Origin of the sequence: Megasphaera sp. SW808, assembly GCF_012027795.1 — a bacterium.
Classification (GTDB): domain Bacteria; phylum Bacillota; class Negativicutes; order Veillonellales; family Megasphaeraceae; genus Megasphaera; species Megasphaera stantonii.
Genome location: NZ_SJOT01000023.1, coordinates 1 through 22,530 on the forward strand (window position 1 = coordinate 1; position 22,530 = coordinate 22,530).

Genomic DNA, 22,530 nt, shown 5'->3' on the forward strand with positions numbered 1-22,530 from the left:
CGTCCTGTTGTCAAGAGATTTTTCCTACAAAAATGTGTGTTTCGGAAAAACACCTGGTAAACGCCGCATCAGGCCGTCTCGTTTAAATGGCGGCAACAAAAAACGCTAAAGAAATCCAATGGATTTCTTTAGCGAGTCCGTACAAACACAAGCGATTAAACTCCGGCGCCCATCAAGCGGTCAAGCGTATTTTCAGCAAAGTCCCGAGCAAAAGCCCGCGCCTTCTGATCACTTTCTTCTTTATTATCTTCCCGTTCCGTCGGCGTGACATAGGTGCCGACGATCTTGCAGCCCGAAGGAAGGACGTCGATGACGGTGCGCAAAATTTTCGCCGAGTCGTCGGAGAAGGGTCCGCTCTGCACGGTGACGAATACTGCGACGTTCTTATTGTCCAATTGTTCCAAAGCCTGCGCAGCGCCGGCGTCTACGGCGTCGCCGTCAGCCCAGCAGCCCAAAAAAACGCAGTCGTAGGAGTTGATATCGGCCGGCATTTCTTCAACGGGCAGGCACGGCGTACCTTCCGGCAGTCCGCTTACGACATGCTCGGCAATTTTTTTCGTTCTTCCTGTATGAGACGAGTATAATACGATAGATTTCATGATGTGATCACTTCCCTCTTCTTTCTTAAGACGTTCCGCAAAATGATAATGAAATATCATCTTGCCTAAAGTATATTATTGAGGTGTTCTTTTGTCAATATATCTCATCACGTTTTACTCATACATTTTTTGCCAGTTCATAAAGAAAAAAATTCACGATAAGAATTCTTTGCCATTCTTTTCATTCATGAGCTCTACGGCCACCATGGCCATCGCTTTGGCCCCTACTAAGGCCTGCATTTTCCCCAGCTCGCCGCCTGCTGCCGCAGCGAATTTTTCCGTATGAGCCGCCGCGTCGTAGCAAATGCAGATCTCCGGCTGACAGGCCCGCGTGACCTGGCTCACGTTGCCTACGTCGCTGGAACCATCGGCATAGTCGTCGTCTTTTACGTCGAAGGGTTCATGAAGGGCGTTAAAGGCTTCGGCAAAATACACGTTCATTTTGGCGTCCTGTATCATATTTTTATACAGCGGCTCATAGTGAACCATCGCAACCTCCGCCCCATGCGTCTGGGCAACGGCTTGGGCCAGCTCGCGAATCTGCGGCAGCATGACCGTTTCTAAATACGACGCGTCGAGAGCCCGTATCGTAGCCCGCATCACCGCTTTATCAGGCACGATATTGGGAGCGACGCCGCCGTCCGTAATGATAGCGCCGATCAGATGGGGTTCCGTCCACGACTGCTCCAGGTCTTCCATCTGCCGATAAAAATCGACGAGGGCATCCAGGGCGTTGATTCCCTCGTACTCCCTGTCGGCAATATGGGCGGCCTTGCCCAAAAAGGTAAATTCCATAGGATGGGAGGCATACGACGTGCCGCCGATGCTGGTCGTATCGGCGCAGGGATGGAGAATCACGGCCCCATCCAGACCGTCGAATACGCCCTGGTCGCTCATATACACCTTGCTGCCTGCCGTTTCCTCGGCCGGGCAGCCGTATACATGAACCGTCGCGCCGTCGCCGCAGACAGCGGCAAAGGCTAGGGCCGCTCCGACGCTCATGGCTGCGATGAGGTTATGCCCGCATCCATGGCCAATCTCCGGGAGGGCGTCGTATTCCGCTAAAAATCCCATGTGAAACGGCCCGTCTCCCCACGAAGCATGAAAGGCCGTTGGAAACGCTTCGGGCACGACGTCTTCCACTGTAAAACCGGCGTCGCGCAGCACCTTCCGCAAATAGGACGACGCCAAGTATTCGCTGCCGCCCAATTCGGGATGGCCGTGTATGTAGTCGGCAATTTCGTAAATTAAGGGCTGCAGCTCGTCGACCTTTTGGCAAGCTGCTTCCTTCATCTTCTGCTTATCCATGTCAATCTCCCTTTCTGCTTCAGAATGTCGGCGCAGTGATGGCCAGCTCCGCTCCGTCCGCCGTACTGCACAGCTGGGCCGTCGCGCCGAAGGGAAGCCAGGCGTTATGCCGGCCATGACCGGCAGGAACCCCCCAAAGAGCTGGCTTTCCCCAGCGCTGGGCGTATTGGAATACGACTTCCTTTACGGTAAACTCATACTCGCTCTTCTGCGTCGGCCCGCAATGGGCAAAATCGCCGAAGACAAAGGCCGCCGCCCGTTCGGATAAGCCCGACTGCTCAAACTGGCACAGCATCCGGTCCAGTGCGTAGGCGTCTTCGCCGATTTCTTCCAGCAGCACGACGGCGTCCGTGCCGTCCAGCTCATACGGCGTCCCCGTCAGGACCGACAGGAGCATCATGTTGCCGCCGCACAAGGGTCCGGAAACGCAGCCCGGCACGATAGGCTCCAGCACAGTTCCTTCGGGAAGGGAAAGGGTCCGCGCCGAAAAGGGCGACTGCAGCCCCTGGGAAAACTGCTCCCGCGTATAGTCCGACGCCGTATGGCCCAAGGACATGGCCATGGCGCAGTGGACCGTCGCCATATGGCAGCGCTGCAGAAAAGCCGTATGCAGGGCTGTAATGTCGCTGAATCCCATAAATACTTTAGGATGGGCCGCAATGAACTCATAATCCAGGAGCGGCAGCAGCCGGGCGGCTCCATATCCGCCGCGCAGGCAAAGCACGGCGGACACGCCGTCGTCGCCGAAGGCTTCGTGAATGTCCTGCGCCCGCAGCTCGTCCGTACCGGCCAGGTATCCCCAATGAGCGCCGACAGACCGTCCCAGCTTGACGTCATAGCCTAAGGATCGTATGAAATCGACGCCTTCCTGCAAATCGTCGTCCGCCAGGGCAGCCGACGGCGCTACGACGGCAATCGTATCGCCCGGCCGCAGCGGTTTCGGAAAAGTATACATGCAGTTCTTCCTTTCTAATATTCTAAATAGGCCCGTTTGAAATCGACGACGCCCAAAGGCGACCAATGATAGCCCTTGACATAGGGCTGCACGACGTAGGGCTGCGTCGTATAGTAAATCGGGATGATGACGCAGTCGTCGAACAAAATTTGCTCAGCTTCGTGCATATACTGCCGGCGCAGCGCCGGATCGTTGGTCTCTTTAGCCGCCTGCACCAAATTATTATATATAACATTATAATAGCGGGCGTCATTATCCCTATCTGCAAAGACGTCTAAAAACGTCATCGGGTCGACGTAGTCGGCAATCCACGACGCCCGGGCAATTTGGTAATCGCCTTGGCTGCGCGTCGCCAGGAACACCTTTGATTCCTGATTCGCCAAAAAGACGTCAGCTCCCAACGCGTCCTTCCACATGGCCTGCATCGCTTCGGCGATGGCCTTGTGCATTTCGTTCGTATTGAATAAAATCGTCACCTCCGGCAGCGGATGGTCTTCGTCATATCCGGCAGCCTTCAGATAGGCCCTGGCGGCCGCCTCGTCTTCGACGGCTAAATCGCCGCCTTCTTCACGAAAATCGCGGCCCGTCTCTTCGTCGGCAATGCCCGGCGGCACCCAGGCGTAGGCCGCTTCCTTCTGAGCCCGCACGACATGGCGCACCAGCTCTTCCCGCCGCACGGCCGCCGCAAAGGCCCGGCGGACGTTTACGTCGTCAAAGGGCGGCTTCTGCACGTTGAACACATAGTAATACGAGCCAAGGTACGGCGCAATCTTATACAGTCCCAGCCCTTCCAATCGTTCCTGTTCCGACGGCGGCGGCTCGACGGTCATATTAGCCTGCCCGCTTTCTACCAGCGTGAGGCGCGTCGCCTGAGAATCGCTGATCGGAAATTCGAGGCGGTCCAAAACGACGGCGTCGGCGTCCCAATAAGCATCGTTTTTCACCATATCGATTTGGCTGGAGTGATTCCAAGCCGTAATCTTATAGGGCCCGCTGCACACCATCGTCTCCGCGTCGGCAGCCCACGTATCGGGACGGGCTTCGACGATATGCTTCGGCACAGGGTAATAGCAGTGGAAAGCCGTCAAATTGAGAAAGTAGGCCGTCGGGTTCGTCAGCCGCACCTGCAGTGTCTTATCATCCAGGGCAGCGACGCCTACTTCGTCAGCTCGGGCCTGACGCTTAAAATACGCTTCGGCCTTATCAATGCAGAACAGCATGTAGGCGTTTTCCGAAGCGACGTCCGGATTCAGCACCCGTTTCCACGAGTATTCAATATCCTGAGCCGTAATCGGAGTGCCGTCGCTCCAGCAGATGCCGTCGCGCAGATAAAACGTATACACCTTGCCGTCCGGCGAAATCTGCCACGAAGCGGCCAGGGCCGGCTGCGGCACGTCATGGTCGTCCAGGCGGGTCAGCCCCTCGAAAATCTGCAGCTCCACGTTGCTTTCCGGCAGGGCCGTCGTCATCGCCGGGTCCAAACGCGACGGCTCGGCCTCCAGCACGTAGCTTACCGTATCGGGACGGGGCGCGGCCCCGCAGCCCCAGCAGGCCAACAGCAGCAACCCCAGGCCGATACTCGCCAATATCCGTTTCATCATAGGCCCTCCTCTGCCACAGCGTGGCAGGCGACGTACCGCTCCGGCCGCACTTTCCGCCACAGGGGCTCTTCCCGGCGGCACCGGTCCGACGCATAGGGACAGCGCGGATGAAACACGCAGCCCGACGGCACGTCGAAGGGCCCGGGAATTTCCCCCTCGACGACGACGCGCCGCTTGTGTCCCGGGTCGGGACGCGGCACGGCGGAAATCAGCAGCTTCGTATAGGGATGAAGGGGCCGGTGAAATACGTCGCCGCCCGGTCCCAACTCGACAAGGCGGCCTAAATACATGACGCCGATACGGCGGCTGACGTGATCCACCATAGCCAAGTCATGGGAAATAAACAAGTACGCCAAGCCCAGCTCCTGCTGCAGCCGCTTCAGCATATTGACGATCTGCACCTGCACGGATACGTCGAGGGCCGAAATGGGCTCGTCGCAGAACACGCATTCCGGCTTCAAGGCCAGGGCGCGGGCAATGCCGACGCGCTGCCGCTGGCCGCCGCTGAATTCATGAGGATAGCGCTGGGCCGCTTCGGCCCGCAAGTCAACCATCTCCAAGAGAGCCTCTACGGTCTTCCGCCGTTCCTCCGCCGTAGGGCAAAGGCCGTAGTTCCGCAGGGGTTCACTGATAATGTCGCCGACGGTCATACGGGGGTCTAAGGACGAATAGGGGTCCTGAAAAATCATCTGGACACAGCGTCGGTACGCTTTAGCCGCGTCGGCCTCGGCCGTATCCTGTCCCTTATACAGCACCTGGCCGCCCGTTTTTTCGTACAGTCCCAGCACGGTGCGGGCAAAGGTCGATTTACCGCAGCCCGATTCGCCGACTAAGCCGACGGTCTCGCCCGGCCGTATAGCCAGAGATACGTCGCGAACGGCCGTCACTACCTTATTCGGCCGTCCCAGCCAGTCCCGGCCTGCGACGAATTGCTTTGTAATATGAACAGCCTCAATCAGATTCACAGCCCTTCCTCCTTTCCGGGCACAGGAGCCAGCACGCCGCGCGATGGCCGCCGCCCAGCTCATACGGCGGCGGCAGACTATGCGTGCAGACGCGCATGGCTCGCGGGCAGCGGCGATAAAAGCGGCAGCCTGCCGGCATATGGAACAAATCGGGAGCCTGTCCGTCGATGCCCGTCAGCTCCTTGTCCGGCCGGGACGGGTCCGGCAGCGACGCCAGCAGCCCCTGCGTATACGGATGGGCAGGCCGATAAAAAATATCTTCTACAGGCCCCTCCTCGACGACGCAGCCGGCGTACATGACGTACACGCGCCGGCACATCTGGGCGATGACGCCGAGGTTATGGGAAATAAGGACGACGGCCATGCCCAGCTGCTTCTGCAGCTCCTGAATCAGCGCCAATACCTGCGCTTCCGTCGTCACGTCGAGAGCTGTCGTCGGCTCGTCGGCGAAGAGCAGCCGCGGCTCGCCGGCCAAGGCCATGGCGATGAGGCAGCGCTGGCGCATGCCGCCGGACAGCTCATGGGGATATTGGCCCAATCGCTTTTCCGGATTTGTAATTCCGACGGCCCGCAGCAGCGCCAGGGCCCGTTCATCCCGTTCCTTCCGGCTCTTGAATTTCGCCGGGTCCAGACCTTCGCGAATCTGGCTGCCTATCGTTAGCACCGGATTCAGCGAGGTCATGGGGTCCTGGAATATCATAGCCATCTGCCGGCCCCGCAATGCGTTCATATCCCCCTCGCGCAAGGGCAGTATATCCCGGCCGTCCCAGTAAATATGGCCGTTCGTATACATCGCCGTTTCTTCCGGCAGCAGCTTCATCGCCGACTGGGCCGTAATGGATTTGCCGCAGCCCGATTCGCCGACAATGCCCACGGTCTCTCCGGGATATACACGCCATGACACCTCATGCAGCCCTTCGAGGATACCGCGGTACGTGCGAAACGACACGGACAGCCCATCGATGTCTAATAACGGCTTCATCGGCTTCCCTCCTTCTGATTCTGCGGGTCCAAGGCGTCGCGCAGACCGTCGCCGAGAAACATGAATCCCAGCATGGTCAGGCTCAGGGCCGCCGCCGGAAAGAACAGCTGGAACGGGAAGGATCGCATGCTGTTGATGCCTTCCGAAGCCAGTACGCCCCAGCTTGCCATGGGCGCTGATACGCCCAATCCGATAAAGCTCAAAAAAGCCTCCGTAAAAATAGCGTCGGGAATGGATAAGGTCAACGTGACGATGATCGGGCCGACGCAGTTGGGAATCATGTGGCGGCGCAGGATCTGCCACGTCGACGCGCCGCAGGACCGCGCAGCCAGCACGTAATCCTGCTGCTTTAAGCTAAGTATCTGGCCGCGGACGATACGGGCCATGTTGAGCCAGTACGATATGCCCAAGGCCAGGTAAATATTGAGCAGGCCCGGACGAAATACTACCATGAGCAGGATGACGTACAGCAGCATGGGAATCGAATACAGGACGTCGACGATATGCATCATGATCCGTTCCGTCCGGCCGCCGACCAGGCCGGCGACGCCGCCGTACAACACGCCGATGCATACGTTGATCAGGCTGGCAACCAGTCCTATAGACAAGGAAATGCGCGCGCCGTACAGGACGCGGACGAACAAATCCCGTCCCAGCGAGTCGGTGCCGAACCAGTGCTCCCGCGACGGCCAGGCATTGGCCATGGCGAAATTCTGCGCGTCGTACGTATACGGCGACAGCCACGGCCCGACGACAGCCAAAACGGTCATGACGGCGACAATCGCCATGCCCCAGAGGGCCAGCCGATTTTTTTTCATCTGCCGCCAGCCCCGCTCGCGCAGCTTCTGCGGCGAAACATAGGGCTCCAGGCGCGCTTCCGGCCCGATAGGCTCAAATTCACGAGCGTCCATGGTCATTCCCCCTTACGCGATTTCAAGGCAATCCGCGGGTCCAGCAGCGGATACACCAGATCTACCAATAAATTCATCAGCATGATAAGAAAGCTGTAAAAAATCGTAATCCCCAATATGACCGTATAATCGCGGTTATATATGCTGGTAACAAAATGCCGCCCCAGGCCGGGAATGGCAAACATGGACTCGACGATAAAGCTGCCTGTCAGCAAGGCCGCCGCCAAGGGGCCGATGTAGCTGACAACCGGCAGCAAAGCGTTGCGCAGGGCGTGGCGGCACAGGAGGGAGTATTTTCCTGCGCCGCGGGAACGGGCCGTACGTATATAGTCCTGTCCCAGCGCGTCGAGCACGCTGGAACGGGTCAGGCGCATGACGAAGGCCGTCGGATGAGCCGCCAGGGCCAAGGCCGGCAGGATGACATAGGACGGCCCCTTCCACATCGCCGCCGGCAGCACGGGCCAGGTAAAGGCGAACAGCTGCACCAGCAGCGCCGCGATAATAAAACTGGGAACGGATACGCCGAAGGTCGCACCAAGCATCAGGGCGTAATCGAGCCAGCGGTTCTTGTACCAGGCTGCGGCCAGACCGGCCGCCACGCCGACGCCGACGGCCAGACACAGGCTGATGCATCCCAAAGCGGCCGACACGGGAAAGGTTTCGGCGATGATGTCGTTCACCGTGCGGCCCGGGTATTTATAAGACGGGCCCAAATCCAACACGGCGGCCCGGCCGACGTAATCGGCATACTGCTTCCAGAGCGGGTCGTTCAGATGGTATCGGGCTTCGATGTTTTCCATGACGGCCGGCGGCAGCTTCTTTTCCTGTGTAAACGGGCCGCCCGGTATGGCGTGCATCAGCCCGAAGGTAATCGTAATAATAGCCCACAGCACGACGGCAGCGCCGGCTATGCGCTTCAGGAGATATATAATCATGCAGCGTTCCTTCTTTTCAAGTCTTGTCCTTCCGCAGGAAAAGGCGGCGGCATGCCCGCCTGTCGCCATGCGGTGTCTTTATTATATAAGTCCGGCATGAATTCAGCAAGACCAACCGACGGGTCTACCATTTTCCAAAAAGTTGCAGTATAATGAACGTACTCAAATAGATTATTATAAGTATATAAAGAAATATATAGAATATACCATATAAAAGAGGCGAATCGATCATGAATTGGAAAGTCTGTTTAGCCATATTAACCTGCAACGTCGTGTTCATGTCTTCCAGCTACACGATGCTTATTCCCTTTCTGCCCATGTATTTGACGCGGGAGCTGGGCGTAGACGCGTCTTCGGTCAATATCTGGTCCGGCGTCGTCTTTTCGTCGACCTTCGCCGTCAGCGCGATTATGGCCCCGATCTGGGGACGCCTGGCCGATAAAAAAGGCAAACGGCTCATGGCGATCCGTTCCAGCCTGCTGCTGGCGATCAGCTATTTTCTCGGCGGCATCGTCACCTCGCCGCTGCAGCTGACGTTCATGCGCATGTTCCAGGGCTTTGCCGCAGGCCTGTGGCCTATGGAGCTGGCTATTATGACGACGTACGCACCTCCTAAAAAACTGGGCATCTGCCTGGGAGTCATGCAGGGCGCCCTGACGGCCGGCGGGGTCATCGGTCCCCTGTTCGGCGGGCTGCTGGCAGAAATCTTCGGCATGCGCATGTCCTTTTTCCTCGCCGCAGGCGCTTTATTCTTAAACTTTCTCGTCCTCGTATTCTTCATCAAGGAACCGCCTGACACGGACGCTCCGGCAGAAACGGCGCAGGCCGCCGCACCGGCAGACGAGGGAAGCCTGTGGCATCATCCCCTCATCCGCAACATGCTGATTTTCGCCGTCTTCGTGCAGATGGTCATCCTCATCATCCAGCCCGTCCTGACAACGTACGTAACGGAATTAGCCGGCCAGCTGGACAACCTGATCTTCATTTCCGGCCTCGTCTTCTCTCTGGGAGGCTTTGCCAGCGCCGTTTCTTCGCCCTTGTGGGGCCGATTCGGCCAGCACCACGGGTTCCACACGTCGCTGACCTACGCCCTGTTCGCCACGAGCCTCGTATTCTTCCTGCAAGCCGTTCCGGATGACCTCTATTACTTCGCCGCGACGCAGTTTGCCATCGGCCTGTTCTTTTCCGGCATTTATCCGTCTATCAACGCGATTTTAGCAGAAAACACGACGTCCCACATGAAAGGCCGCGTCTTCGGCCTCCTCTTTTCAGCCCAACAGATCGGTTCTATGGCCGGACCTCTTCTCGGCGGGGTCATTGCGACCTTCGTCGGCATCAAATTCGTCTTCGTCCTGGCCGGCGTCATCGTGCTCATCATGAGCGTCTTCGCCCGCCGTCAGCAAAAAATCGCCATGCGGCAATATCATCCGTAACGCAAAGCATCCCGTAAGCATGTCCGGCAGCTGCAGCCGACATGCCTGCGGGATGTTATTTTTTTCCGTCTTTATTTGCGTCCTTATCGGGTTTCAAGGAACGTTCGTCCTCTTTGAGCTTTTTGAACGCTTCCCGGTCTTCCTTTTTTGCGCCGCCCCAGCGCAGGACCAGGCCGCCGGTTACGCTCCACGTCTGCCTCATGTCGGAGCCGAAGCGCCGCGTCAGCTCGCCCCAAATCGAATTTCCCTGCCCCATGGCGAAGGACGTACCGACTGTCATGTTATACCAGGAGGACGGTCCCGTCCCCAGCGACACAGAAGCCGAATCGCCGCTCTGCACATCCTTGCCTTCTCCATACAGGGGGCCGGTAAAATCACGCTGCACTTCAAACCGGCCGTAGGCCAGCCCCTGATTGCCGCGGATACGATAGGTCTTTCCAGCCATGAGGCCGGCCTTTCCCGTAAGCAGGGTCTGATTCTTCGGCGTATACACCGCCGTCGACCCTACAGACGGCAGGTTCATATAGCCGAAGGACACGCCGACCTGGGGCTCCCAAAAGAAGCTGTCCGCTGCAAACTTCGTCTGGTACCAGCGCAATCCCAGCGCCGGCATCCACGTTCGGTACGCTTCCGACCGTCTCTGACCGGCCTCGTCCGTATAGGACAACTGATTCCGTAGGCTCGTCACCCGAAACACGCCTTCTATGCGGTGGGAATCCGCGCCCTCCCACGACGTATACCAGGCCGCGCCGTATTTCTTCATGGCCGACGACGCGCCGCCGTACGATATGTCGCCGGAGTCGTAACTGCTCAAATACGCGTTCGAAGACCCTGACAAGTAAAACAGCCCCTGCCGCATCGTGCCGCCGCGCCAATTCCACACACGCCCCGCTTCGTAGCCCAGCTGCATGGAGCTGTAATCCTGGGACAGCGATGCGCTGCCATAGCGGGGAAATACGTCGCTGCGGTAGAAAAACTTTACCGACCAGTCCGAGGCATCCGTCGGCAGCTGCATGCCCTTAAATGCCGCAAACCGGCTGTCGTCAATGCGCCGCCATATCAAGTCGTCCTCTATGCGGTAAGCGTTGACGGCCCCAATCTGCCCGGCCGCAATGGAATAGGCAGTCTGCCGCCAGTCGCTGGATTCGGCAGCATGAACAGAAATGGTAAAATTGACAAGCAGGCAAATAACCACAAGCCTTTTCTTTTCCTGCCGTCTGAGCATACTCCGTCCTCTCCTTTCACTTCTCATGTAAACGGGGCAGGCGACGCTTCGCTCCTGACTGCCTGCCCATTTTTGCAAATAGATAAAAATCGTATCCCTCACAGTGACAGAGATACGATTCTTATTGCTCATTATTAATAACACATTAGTTGTATATTATCTTGTTACGTTCATTTTACATCATATACTATTCTTGTCAATATACCTTATGAGTTCCATATCATATCATCAACATACTATTCCTTAAATAAAAACTCAATTAAAAAATAGTATTTTTTATATAGCTCTTCTAGTTCTTTCGCAGTATATTCTTTATAATGCTTTGACTTTGTCAGATTATCAAAATATGCCTGAAATGAATTTAACAGCATCGTATTTTTAATAAAATATATCGGCAAGGTGTCCGGATGAATCAGCTGGATGTTCTTCTTTAAAAATCCTGTAGAATAACTCGTGTTAAACGACAAATTTATAAAATTAGTGCCGCTATATTTCTCCGTTGTAGGCAGTAATACGCCGAACGTAATATTAGGATTGGATTGAATCAACTGCAATACATGTTTAATATGAAGCTTTCGTTCCTCAATTGTCATTTGATAGGGAAAATCGGTTAAATTAATATTTCCCGTTTCCAAATATCTGACAATCGAATTAGTAGGCAGCATAAATCGCAGCGGTACTTTTTCCAAGAGATTCTTAAAAAGATTTTGAACTCTTTGAACCCATTCCACGTCGGCCATTCCCAAATTGCCGACTTTTGCCTTCTCAATCATCGAATTGAATACCTCGTCAGGAAGGAGAAATTCAAAGCCGTTCACGCAAAAAAAGAAGAATTTTTGTGAAGCGTAGAATTGATCGCGAAATCCAAACCGCGTCATTCCCAAGGTCTGCTTCGGCTCCAAAATAACGGGCTGACTCGCCATAAATTGCTTGCATTTTGTATATACTGAATGAGCTTGCTTTAAATCAGCACTTGATGTACAAATTTCAATTTCACCAGCTGCGTTTACACTATAAAAAATAACAAATTCATTATTGATTGCAATTATATTATTATAAGCATTAGATTTCTTTTCATATATAGTAAAATCATAATTCAGCAAATCGTTCAAACATTGAAACAATATTTCAGCCGCGCCAATCGCACCCTTTTCCAATTCAGAAAGGTCTAAAAACACATGTATATCGCAAGGCCAATGATTTAATTTAATGTCATAAAAAATCTGCCAAAAGTGATTTTTAGCCAAATTGAAGAATTCTCCTGTAATGATGATAGTTGGCGGTACAGTACTTTCTTCTAACTTTTCTTTGATTATTTTTTGCAAAAAAGCAAAGCATTCCGCTTTTCCCAAAACAATTTTATCATCAGTAATATTAGAGATGCTAACCCCTTTTTTACACTCTAAAGAACTGCGGTACGCACAACTAAGGCTCTGATAAATTTCAAAGGCTACATTTTCTTGTTCAATTGATTCTCTGCCTAAAAAATGTTCAGCAAAAGCTTCTAAGTTATTTTGCTTAATGATAATTTCTGAAAGAAACCGGGCAATCTCTTGATTAATTCGATCTACATTTTTAGCTGCTGGCAGGCGAATCCCTGTCGTCCATTTACTAACATATGACAAATCATAGCCAATGGCATGAGATAGGGCTGCATATTTAATCTGTGAAAAATTAAGCAACTCCTTTAACACCAAAGAATAACTTTCTTTTTTCATCACGCTCATCACCTTTACCTTACAACAACTACTAACGAACAATGTTTGTATACAGTATACCAAAATGCAACGCATATTGTACACAAAAACAATCAACTTGCACAAAAAACCCCAAGCCTGAATAGTTACAGTTCAGGCTTGGGGCATAATATCAAACAATACCAGTGACCATATACAGGAATACAGCAAAGAATGCCATGGCAAATTTCAATAGTGTAACACCAAAAATATCTTTATACGATTCTTTATGAGTCAACCCGCAAATAGCTAAGGTCGTAATAATGGCCCCGTTATGAGGCAGCGTATCCATGCCGCCTGCAGCCATAGACGCAACGCGGTGCAATACTTCAGGCGGAATTCCAGCTGCCTACGTCGCTTCCAGCCAATGAGCGCTGAAAATTTCCAAGGCAATCCCCAAGCCGCCAGTCGCCGAACCAGTAATAGCCGCTAATACGTTGACCATAATCGCTGCGTTCAGCAGAGGCATGCCTTCTCCAACGCTATACAACGAATTGGCTATTTCCGTAAAACCGGGCAGCGAAGAAATAACACTTCCGTAACCGACTTCCGACGCTGTGTTCATAACAGCCAGCAACGAACCGATCGCACCGGCATTTAAAGCCGATTTAATGCTGATATTCTTAGGCATAAACCGATAGCCTAAGCCAATAGCCAGCAAGATGGAGACGATAAGCCCGATAATCAGCGCCCAAATCGAGATAACGCTGCTAATCGCTTTTGTCGCCAAAGGCAATCCCATCTTTTGGAAGGGCTCGATCATGGAAGGATCCCATTTGTAAATAAAGGAGAGATAGAAACTTACAGCCAGTACCGTAATCAGAGGCAGAATCGAAAAATACCATGGCGGCGTCGGCTGATCCGGGTCGATAGTCGCTTCATTCAGCGTATGATTTCCATAGCCTTCGCCATGTTTTTCAGCAACTTTTTTCCGCCAATTAATGTAGATATAACACAAGGCCAGCGTCATAATGCCGCAAATAGTACCCAGTGTAGGAGCAGCGTAAATAGTCGTTCCCAAGTATACCGTCGGAATAATATTTTGCAGCTGCGGAGTTCCCGGAGCCGAGTCCATAACCATTGTCAGCAAACCAGCTGTTAATGCTCATGTACGGTAAGGAAGCAAGCAACCGAAAACAAGAGATAGACCGCCAGCACTACACTATTCCGAACCAAAGACCAAAAGATAAGCATTGTGGGAAAATCTAAACTTTTGGATTTTCCTACAATGCCAACTACGGCGGAATCCCTCCCACTCCTTATATCTTTCTGTATACATTGAATTTGTATTTAGTAAAATGCAGACAACACCACGGATCGGCTTTTGGTTGGACAATTCCAACCAAACACCACAGCAGACAGCAGAAAACATTCTGAACGCTAGGAAGCCGGTATGATTGTTACATATAAGGGGAAGAAAAATTTCTTTTAGGTACTTGCTTTCCTAAAACTGATGTGATACAATGATTTAATCCAGAAAAGGAGTAAAAAATATGCGGCAAGGTATTCTTAAATAAAACTATAATCAAATAGTGGGAACAAAGGATTATGATAGCTCCTTTTGTAGGGGCTTAGTTTTTTGTACCCAATTTAAGAATACTTTTGCCTTATCAATTTTGACATATCCCCAAAAACAGCAATCACAAACAGGTGTATGCTGTATATGTGTATGTCCGCAACTTATAATCCCCAGTGGTAAAAGTATTTTACTGCTGGGGATTTTTATGCCCTTTGGGGCTGTAAAGGGAGGACAATCACATGAAAATAATCAATATTGGAATTCTTGCCCATGTAGACGCTGGAAAGACGACCTTGACGGAGAGCCTGCTATATGCCAGCGGAGCCATTTCAGAACCGGGGAGCGTCGAAAAAGGGACAACGAGGACGGACACCATGTTTTTGGAGCGGCAGCGTGGGATTACCATTCAAGCGGCAGTCACTTCCTTCCAGTGGCACAGATGTAAAGTTAACATTGTGGATACGCCCGGCCACATGGATTTTTTGGCGGAGGTGTACCGCTCTTTGGCTGTTTTAGATGGGGCCATCTTGGTGATCTCCGCTAAAGATGGCGTGCAGGCCCAGACCCGTATTCTGTTCCATGCCCTGCGGAAAATGAACATTCCCACCGTTATCTTTATCAACAAGATCGACCAGGCTGGCGTTGATTTGCAGAGCGTGGTTCAGTCTGTTCGGGATAAGCTCTCCGCCGATATTATCATCAAGCAGACGGTGTCGCTGTCCCCGGAAATAGTCCTGGAGGAAAATACCGACATAGAAGCATGGGATGCGGTCATCGAAAATAACGATGAATTATTGGAAAAGTATATCGCAGGAGAACCAATCAGCCGGGAAAAACTTGCGCGGGAGGAACAGCAGCGGGTTCAAGACGCCTCCCTGTTCCCAGTCTATCATGGCAGCGCCAAAAATGGCCTTGGCATTCAACCGTTGATGGATGCGGTGACAGGGCTGTTCCAACCGATTGGGGAACAGGGGGGCGCCGCCCTATGCGGCAGCGTTTTCAAGGTTGAGTACACCGATTGCGGCCAGCGGCGTGTCTATCTACGGTTATACAGCGGAACGCTGCGCCTGCGGGATACGGTGGCCCTGGCCGGGAGAGAAAAGCTGAAAATCACAGAGATGCGTATTCCATCCAAAGGGGAAATTGTTCGGACAGACACCGCTTATCAGGGTGAAATTGTTATCCTTCCCAGCGACAGCGTGAGGTTAAACGATGTATTAGGGGACCAAACCCGGCTCCCTCGTAAAAGGTGGCGCGAGGACCCCCTCCCCATGCTGCGGACGACGATTGCGCCGAAAACGGCAGCGCAAAGAGAACGGCTGCTGGACGCTCTTACGCAACTTGCGGATACTGACCCGCTTTTGCGTTGCGAAGTGGATTCCATCACCCATGAGATCATTCTTTCTTTTTTGGGCCGGGTGCAGTTGGAGGTTGTTTCCGCTTTGCTGTCGGAAAAATACAAGCTTGAAACAGTGGTAAAGGAACCCTCCGTCATTTATATGGAGCGGCCGCTCAAAGCAGCCAGCCACACCATCCATATCGAGGTGCCGCCCAACCCGTTTTGGGCATCCATAGGACTGTCTGTTACACCACTCTCGCTTGGCTCCGGTGTACAATACGAGAGCCGGGTTTCGCTGGGATACTTGAACCAGAGTTTTCAAAACGCTGTCAGGGATGGTATCCGTTACGGGCTGGAGCAGGGCTTGTTCGGCTGGAACGTAACGGACTGTAAGATTTGCTTTGAATACGGGCTTTATTACAGTCCGGTCAGCACGCCGGCGGACTTCCGCTCATTGGCCCCGATTGTATTGGAACAGGCATTGAAGGAATCGGGGACGCAGCTGCTGGAACCTTATCTCTCCTTCATCCTCTATGCGCCCCAGGAATACCTTTCCAGGGCTTATCATGATGCACCGAAATACTGTGCCACCATCGAAACGGCCCAGGTAAAAAAGGATGAAGTTGTCTTTACTGGCGAGATTCCCGCCCGCTGTATACAGGCATACCGTACTGATCTGGCCTTTTACACCAACGGGCGGAGCGTATGCCTTACAGAGCTGAAAGGATATCAGGCCGCTGTCGGTCAGCCGGTCATCCAGCCCCGCCGTCCAAACAGCCGCCTGGACAAGGTGCGCCATATGTTTCAGAAGGTAATGTAAAGATACATAATCGTCAAGACGGCAACAATCAGAAGTTATGGAGGGTAACAATGGAATATAGTAAGGAAGATTTAATGGAAGCAAAAAAGCAAATTTGGGGAGTGGGAGAGAACATGGGAACAGAGGAAAGTAAAAAAATCTGGGAGGAGAACGCACAATTTTGGGATAATGCAATGGGTGACGAATCTAATGAATTTCACAGAGAGGTAGTGCGTCCCAAAGTAACGGAACTTCTATCTCCTAATCCTGCGGATTACATTTTGGATATTGCGTGTGGCAATGGAAATTATTCTTCGTATCTTGCACAAAGAGGCGCTTCGGTTGTCGCTTTTGATTACAGCAAAAAAATGATAGAATTGGCTAAAAGACGGCAATCACAATATGCAAAACAAATTGAATTTTGTGTGGCGGATGCGACCGATAGAAAAAGTATATTAGAATTAAAAAGAAATCGAGCCTTTACGAAAGCAGTTTCTAATATGGCAATTATGGATATTACGGATATTGAACCACTTCTTATGGCTGTTTATGAACTGTTGCAGGAAAGCGGAATTTTTGTCTTTGCAACGCAACACCCTTGTTTTGTCACGTTGACTGAAAAATATATGACACCGCACAGTTACTATGATATAGCGATTGAAGGGCAACCGAAAGAGCAGATTTATTATCATCGTTCCATACAAGATATTTTTAACCTTTGTTTTAGAGCTGGATTTGTCATTGATGGATTTTATGAAGAATGTTTTAAAACCAACAAAGAAATTCCTATGGTAATGATAGTAAGGCTTAAGAAGGTAAAACGTGATAGCTTAAAATAAATTCAAGTTTGTCGGGTAAATAGCAAACCCAGCCGAGCCAGTCAACGGTCAAGATGAACGGCGCATATGCGCAGCCGTTGACAGCCCCGCCCGCCTTTGCTGGTAGGCAATCAAGGGGCGACAGCAAGAAGTGCCACCGCCCCGCACTATTATTCAGAAAGGGGAATTTCCATGACCGACCAGATAGCCTATCAAGAATATATCCAGCGCAGGTACAACGCCTTTTGCAAGACTGTTATCCGCTGTGCCGCCTTGGACAAGATTTTGAAGCTTAAACGGCAATGGGAACGGCAAGTTTCCCTTGACTATCTGATGAACGAGAAGTTTGTCCAGTTTGCCGCGTCGGAGCCGGACGAGGAATACCCATTTACCGTCTGCGGTCAGACCGTCCTGCTCTGCAACGCCGCCCTTGCCGACGCGATCTCTGTTTTGCCGGAGCAGACGCGGGAAGAAATCCTGCGCTATTACTTTCTGCGCCAGCCGCAGCGCGTGATCGGCGCGTGTATTGGCCGGTCACGCAGCACAGCGGGGCGGCATATCCAGCTTGCCTTGCAGCGGCTACGCGAAGAAATGGGGGTGAGCCGGTATGAGTAGACTTCTCCCCTATGAAACAATCCTCAAAGCCCGTGAGGGCGACCCAGAAGCCGTGAACGCTGTCCTGCTCCACTACGCCGGATATATCCGCTATTTCTCAAAAGTGAACGGGCAGGTCAACGCCGAGGTGGAGGACTATGTAAAGCAGCGGTTAATTGACTGTCAATTCAAGTTCCGGCTTGACGAACCACCGGACAAGTCATAAAAACTGAATACCAGCCGCCACCGACGCGGCCAGCGAAAGCAGTAAGTCTTGAAAAAGATTTACTGCTTTTTTTGTTGTCCGGCTCCGCTCCCGGCCATTTTGCCCCCTGCCGGTTGTAGTAGTAAGCGAGGAGGGAATTTTTCTGCCCTGGTGTTTGGCATTTGGAGCATTTACCCGTAGTAGAGGGCAAAGAGAAAGGATTTCTCCAACACCGGGTAGAAACCACTGCGTCCGGTGTCATTTTAGCGAAAGCGGGCAGGAATGCCCTTTACAGGATTAGTAGTAGCAGAAAAAGAGAAACAAACTTTTGTGGTTGCAGTTTTCCAAAAAAGTGGCGGACGGAAGTGAGAGAAAGTTTGCAGTCACGGAGAGCAAGTTTCTACCACGGTGCCAAAATCCGCAATTCTGCAGTTTTGCCCCTCGCGGGAAACTTGTTGGGGAGTGCCTTCCCCAAACCCTGCTCATGCGCCCTTACGGGCGAGAAAGGAGGTCACACCATGCGAAAGAAATACAACACGCCCCACCGCAGCCGCGTTGTGAAAACCCGGCTGTCCGAAGATGAGTATGCCGACTTCACAGCGCGGCTTGCGCCCTATGGTATCAGCCAGTCCGAATTTCTCCGGCAGGCGATACGGCGGGCGACCATACGCCCGGTTGTCCATGTGTCGTCGGTCAATGACGAGTTGCTTTCCGCTGTCGGGAAGCTGACAGCCGAGTACGGCAGGATCGGCGGCAACCTCAATCAGATTGCCCGGTATCTGAACGAATACGGCGTACCCTACAACACCCTTTCCGGCGAGGTACGCGCCGCCATATCCGACCTTGCCGTCCTCAAGTATGAAGTCCTCAAGAAAGTAGGTGACGCGGTTGGCAACACTCAAGCATATCAACTCTAAAAACGCCGACTACGGAGCCGCCGAGCAATATCTTCTCTTTGAGCATGACGAGTTTACCATGAAGCCCGTCCTTGATGAAACCGGCAGGCTTATCCCCCGCGAGGACTACCGGCTGTCCACGCTGAACTGCGACGGGGAGGATTTTGCCGTTGCGTGTATGCGGGCCAATCTCCGCTATCAGAAAAACCAGCGGCGGGAAGATGTGAAAAGCCACCACTACATCATCAGCTTTGACCCGCGGGACGGGCCGGACAACGGCCTGACCGTAGACCGGGCGCAGGCGTTGGGGGAACAATTCTGTAAAGAGCATTTTCCCGGCCACCAGGCCCTTGTCTGCACCCACCCGGACGGGCATAACCACAGCGGCAACATTCATGTGCATATCGTCATAAACAGCCTGCGGATTGAGGAAGTGCCGTTCCTGCCCTACATGGACAGGCCGGCCGATACGAAAGTCGGCTGCAAGCACCGATGTACCGACGCTGCCCTGCGCTACTTCAAATCCGAAGTCATGGAGATGTGCCACCGGGAGGGGCTTTATCAAATCGACCTCTTGAACGGCAGCAAGAACCGCGTCACCGACCGGGAGTATTGGGCGCAGAAAAAGGGACAGGCCGCGCTGGACAAGCAGAACGCCCCCATGATTGCCGATAGTATCACGCCCCGGCAGACCAAGTTTGAAACGAACAAGGAGAAGCTGCGGCAGACCCTACGGAAAGCCCTTGCCACCGCCGCCAGCTTTGACGAGTTTTCCTCTCTGTTGCTGCAGGAGGGTGTGACCGTCAAGGAGAGCCGGGGGCGGCTTTCCTACCTCACGCCGGACAGGACAAAGCCAATTACCGCCCGGAAGCTGGGCGACGATTTTGACCGCGCCGCTGTCTTTGCCGTTTTAGAGCAAAACGCCGCCAGAGCAGCCGAAGCGCCAGCCAGATCCCCCGATCCCCCACGCACCATAAAAGACCGCTTGCAGGTTGCCAGAGCCGAGATAGCCGCCCCGAAACAGGACGGAGTGCAGCGGCTTGTGGACATTGAGCAGAAAATGGCCGAGGGCAAAGGCCGGGGCTATGAACGCTGGGCGAAGATACACAATCTGAAGCAGGCCGCCAAAACGCTGTCCGTCTACCAGCAATACGGCTTTACTTCCCCGGAGCAGTTAGAAGCCGCCGTTGACACCGCCTATCAGAAAATGCGCCAGACCAGCGGCGAACTGAAAGCACTGGAAACGAAGCTGCAAGGGAAAAAGAAGTTGCAGCGGCAGGTGTTGGCCTACGCCCAGACCAAGGCCGCCCGCGACGGGCTGCGGGCACAGAAATCCGAGAAAGCCCGCGCCGCATACCGGCAGGCCCATGAGAGCGATTTTATCATAGCCGACGCAGCAGCCCGGTATTTCAAGGCGCATGGCATTACCAAGCTGCCCGCCCGGAAAGCGTTGCAGGCCGAGATCGAGCAGCTTATCTCCGAGAAAGACGGCCTGTATAACACCTATCACGAACAGAAACAGCGGTTCAAGGAGTTGCAGACCGTCAAGCGGAACATCGACCAGATTTTGCGCCGGGACGAGCCGCACCGCAGAAAGGAGCAGAGCCATGAGCGATAACCTGCCCCACATGGACTACCGCCAGCACCGGCGGGCGCGGCGGCTGGTACATGAGTGCTGTAACTACGATGAGGGGAACTGCCTGCTATTGGACGACGGGGAGCCTTGCGTGTGCGTCCAGAGCATTTCCTTTTCCCTCATGTGCCACTGGTTCCGTGTGGCTGTCCTGCCCCTTGACGGGGAGCTGGCCGCAGCCCTCTTGTGCCGGGGAAGCCGGAAACGGTGTGCCGTCTGCGGGGCGGCCTTTGTCCCCAAATCCAACCGGGGAAAATACTGCCCCGACTGCGCCGGGCGCATGAAGAAAATCAAAGCCGCCGAGAGAAAGCGGAAACAAAGGCAGAGATGTCACGCTTTAGAGCCTTTCAAACCCGCATAAATCAAGGCTTTTTTCGTGGGTGTCAAAGGGTACGCGATACATTTATCCTTTTCCCCCGGAAACGGCGTTTTAATGCGTGACAATACGCCAAAATCAACCCGAACACAGGGAGGTGATCCTATCGCTGATTATATCAGGGCAGACACGCGGCTGCCCGCCTATCTGCCGTATCCCCGTTTCCTGCTGAAAATGGAGATTTCACAGACCGCCAAGCTGCTGTATTCGCTGCTGTTAGACCGTTCCACCCTCTCCCAGAAAAACAAGTGGCTGGACGACGAGGGCAGGATTTATATTATCTATCCCATCGCGGAGATAGCAGAAATACTGGATAAAGGCAGCACCACCATCAAGGGGGCGCTTAATGAACTGGACACGGCGGGGCTGTTGGAACGGGAACGGGGCGGCTTCTCCGCACCGAACCGGCTTTATGTCAAAGTACCGCCAGTGCCACAGGTACAGTTTTCAGACCAACTGATGGCCGGAAGTCCGCCCCTCATAGAGCCGGAAAACCGTCCTACTGATGGTCAGAAAACCGACCTTATGATGGTCGGAAAACCGTCCCCTAACCAAACTACTATAAACAACCTTACAGAGAGCCAAACAAAGGGAGTGAGTGGGGGGCCGTCCGCGCCCTATGGCCGATATGGAAATATTTTTCTGTCACAGACCGAATACGACGAGTTGCAGGCAGAGTACCCTGACAGGCTGGAACGGTTCATCGAGGAAATGAGCCGCTACCTTGCCGCCAACGGGAAAAGCTACCAGAACTATGCCGCCGCCCTGCGGATATGGGCGGGGAACGACAAAAAGGAAGCCCCTAAAAAGGGCATACCAGACTACTCATGCAAGGAGGGCGAGAGTTTATGAAGAATGAAATCAACGCGGTTTTGGAGAATATGACGACCACCATCCCGGAGCCGGAGGACTACACCGGCGAGGACGGTTTACTGTACTGCGGCAAGTGCCGCAAGCCGAAAGAAGCCTATTTTGCGCCGGATAAGGCCGCTATCTTCGGGCGCGACCGCCACCCGGCAGAGTGCGACTGCCAGAGAACCGCCCGCGAGGAACGGGAAGCCGCCGAAAAGCGGCGCAGACACCTTGACACCGTGGAAGAACTGAAACGCCGGGGCTTTACCGACCCCACCATGCGGGACTGGACTTTCGAGAACGACAACGGCAGGAACCCGCAGACCGGGCTTGCCCGCCGGTATGTGGAGCATTGGGAAGATATGCGGACAGACAATATCGGCTGCCTGTTCTGGGGCGGCGTAGGCACCGGCAAAAGCTACCTTGCAGGCTGTATCGCAAACGCCCTCATGGAGAAAGAAATCCCCGTCCGCATGACGAACTTTGCTCTTATCCTCAATGACCTTGCCGCCAGCTTTGAGGGGCGCAACGAGTACATTTCCCGCCTTTGTCGTTATCCGCTGCTGATCCTTGACGACTTCGGCATGGAACGCGGGACGGAATACGGGCTGGAACAGGTGTTCAATGTGATTGACAGCCGTTACCGCAGCGGCAAGCCGCTGATCGTCACGACCAACCTTACGCTGGACGACCTGCACAACCCGGAGGACACCGCCCATTCCCGGATTTATGACCGCCTGCTTTCCATGTGCGTCCCGGTACGCTTTACCGGCGACAACTTCCGGCAGGAAACCGCCAAGCGGAAAATGGAGAGCATGAAGAAACTGATTACCGACTGAAAGGAGTATT

Annotated in this window: 21 protein-coding genes; 10 read left to right on the plus strand and 11 right to left on the minus strand. The window is 53.5% G+C overall.

Annotated elements, in window-relative coordinates:
- Positions 1-155: 155 nt before the first annotated feature.
- The 8 genes from E0L13_RS08800 to E0L13_RS08835 form a co-directional block, all read right to left on the minus strand.
- Positions 156-599 (minus strand): flavodoxin family protein, encoded by a 444-nt coding sequence (locus tag E0L13_RS08800; RefSeq protein ID WP_157949754.1) that lies wholly within the window; start codon positions 597-599, stop codon positions 156-158.
- Between the two features lie 153 nt (positions 600-752).
- The gene (locus E0L13_RS08805; protein ID WP_168061850.1) at positions 753-1,907 is read right to left on the minus strand and encodes an amidohydrolase; all 1,155 of its coding nucleotides are present in this window, start codon (positions 1,905-1,907) and stop codon (positions 753-755) included.
- A gap of 19 nt (positions 1,908-1,926) precedes the next feature.
- Positions 1,927-2,862 carry an LD-carboxypeptidase gene (locus E0L13_RS08810; protein ID WP_168061852.1) on the minus strand — a complete coding sequence of 312 codons (936 nt, stop codon included), beginning with the start codon at positions 2,860-2,862 and terminating at the stop codon, positions 1,927-1,929.
- A gap of 14 nt (positions 2,863-2,876) precedes the next feature.
- Positions 2,877-4,463, minus strand: coding sequence for a peptide ABC transporter substrate-binding protein (locus E0L13_RS08815; protein ID WP_240924706.1), 1,587 nt, complete (start codon positions 4,461-4,463; stop codon positions 2,877-2,879).
- Positions 4,460-5,428 (minus strand): ABC transporter ATP-binding protein, encoded by a 969-nt coding sequence (locus E0L13_RS08820; RefSeq protein ID WP_168061854.1) that lies wholly within the window; start codon positions 5,426-5,428, stop codon positions 4,460-4,462. The genes E0L13_RS08815 and E0L13_RS08820 overlap by 4 nt, the downstream gene beginning before the upstream one ends.
- Entirely contained in the window at positions 5,415-6,410 is a 996-nt protein-coding gene (locus E0L13_RS08825) for an ABC transporter ATP-binding protein (protein WP_168061856.1), read from the minus strand. The genes E0L13_RS08820 and E0L13_RS08825 overlap by 14 nt, the downstream gene beginning before the upstream one ends.
- Positions 6,407-7,321, minus strand: a complete 915-nt coding sequence (locus tag E0L13_RS08830; protein WP_206081602.1) for an ABC transporter permease — start codon at positions 7,319-7,321, stop codon at positions 6,407-6,409. The genes E0L13_RS08825 and E0L13_RS08830 overlap by 4 nt, the downstream gene beginning before the upstream one ends.
- Positions 7,322-7,323: 2 nt before the next feature.
- Entirely contained in the window at positions 7,324-8,256 is a 933-nt protein-coding gene (locus E0L13_RS08835; protein WP_168061860.1) for an ABC transporter permease, read from the minus strand.
- Positions 8,257-8,486: 230 nt separating this feature from the next.
- Between E0L13_RS08835 and E0L13_RS08840 the strand changes: the two genes are divergently transcribed.
- Positions 8,487-9,689, plus strand: coding sequence for an MFS transporter (locus tag E0L13_RS08840; RefSeq protein ID WP_168061862.1), 1,203 nt, complete (start codon positions 8,487-8,489; stop codon positions 9,687-9,689).
- A gap of 55 nt (positions 9,690-9,744) precedes the next feature.
- Here the strand turns inward: E0L13_RS08840 and E0L13_RS08845 are convergent, their stop codons facing one another.
- The 3 genes from E0L13_RS08845 to E0L13_RS11885 form a co-directional block, all read right to left on the minus strand.
- The gene (locus E0L13_RS08845; protein ID WP_168061864.1) at positions 9,745-10,914 is read right to left on the minus strand and encodes an autotransporter domain-containing protein; all 1,170 of its coding nucleotides are present in this window, start codon (positions 10,912-10,914) and stop codon (positions 9,745-9,747) included.
- A gap of 236 nt (positions 10,915-11,150) precedes the next feature.
- Positions 11,151-12,632, minus strand: a complete 1,482-nt coding sequence (locus E0L13_RS08850) for a helix-turn-helix transcriptional regulator (RefSeq protein ID WP_168061866.1) — start codon at positions 12,630-12,632, stop codon at positions 11,151-11,153.
- Positions 12,633-12,999: 367 nt separating this feature from the next.
- A complete protein-coding gene (locus E0L13_RS11885; RefSeq protein ID WP_240924707.1) occupies positions 13,000-13,740 on the minus strand; it encodes a hypothetical protein in 741 nt (246 codons plus the stop codon).
- Between the two features lie 668 nt (positions 13,741-14,408).
- Between E0L13_RS11885 and tet(W) the strand changes: the two genes are divergently transcribed.
- From tet(W) to E0L13_RS08910, 9 genes are all read left to right on the plus strand, one after another.
- On the plus strand, positions 14,409-16,328 hold the full coding sequence (gene tet(W), locus E0L13_RS08860) for a tetracycline resistance ribosomal protection protein Tet(W) (protein WP_002586627.1): 1,920 nt from the start codon (positions 14,409-14,411) through the stop codon (positions 16,326-16,328).
- A 50-nt stretch (positions 16,329-16,378) separates the two neighbouring features.
- Positions 16,379-17,146 carry a class I SAM-dependent methyltransferase gene (locus E0L13_RS08865; protein ID WP_002586626.1) on the plus strand — a complete coding sequence of 256 codons (768 nt, stop codon included), beginning with the start codon at positions 16,379-16,381 and terminating at the stop codon, positions 17,144-17,146.
- A 171-nt stretch (positions 17,147-17,317) separates the two neighbouring features.
- Positions 17,318-17,740, plus strand: a complete 423-nt coding sequence (locus E0L13_RS08875; protein ID WP_002586616.1) for a sigma-70 family RNA polymerase sigma factor — start codon at positions 17,318-17,320, stop codon at positions 17,738-17,740.
- Positions 17,733-17,945 (plus strand): helix-turn-helix domain-containing protein, encoded by a 213-nt coding sequence (locus E0L13_RS08880; RefSeq protein ID WP_002586615.1) that lies wholly within the window; start codon positions 17,733-17,735, stop codon positions 17,943-17,945. Before E0L13_RS08875 ends, E0L13_RS08880 begins: the two co-directional genes overlap by 8 nt.
- Positions 17,946-18,442: 497 nt before the next feature.
- Positions 18,443-18,841 (plus strand): plasmid mobilization relaxosome protein MobC, encoded by a 399-nt coding sequence (gene mobC, locus E0L13_RS08890; RefSeq protein ID WP_002596229.1) that lies wholly within the window; start codon positions 18,443-18,445, stop codon positions 18,839-18,841.
- Positions 18,813-20,438, plus strand: a complete 1,626-nt coding sequence (locus E0L13_RS08895) for a relaxase/mobilization nuclease domain-containing protein (RefSeq protein WP_002596230.1) — start codon at positions 18,813-18,815, stop codon at positions 20,436-20,438. The genes mobC and E0L13_RS08895 overlap by 29 nt, the downstream gene beginning before the upstream one ends.
- Complete coding sequence (locus E0L13_RS08900) at positions 20,428-20,814, plus strand: cysteine-rich VLP domain-containing protein (RefSeq protein WP_002596231.1); 387 nt, start codon at positions 20,428-20,430, stop codon at positions 20,812-20,814. Before E0L13_RS08895 ends, E0L13_RS08900 begins: the two co-directional genes overlap by 11 nt.
- Positions 20,815-20,886: 72 nt before the next feature.
- Entirely contained in the window at positions 20,887-21,681 is a 795-nt protein-coding gene (locus tag E0L13_RS08905) for a replication initiator protein A (protein WP_006356266.1), read from the plus strand.
- Positions 21,678-22,520 (plus strand): ATP-binding protein, encoded by an 843-nt coding sequence (locus E0L13_RS08910; protein ID WP_002596233.1) that lies wholly within the window; start codon positions 21,678-21,680, stop codon positions 22,518-22,520. Before E0L13_RS08905 ends, E0L13_RS08910 begins: the two co-directional genes overlap by 4 nt.
- Positions 22,521-22,530: the final 10 nt, after the last annotated feature.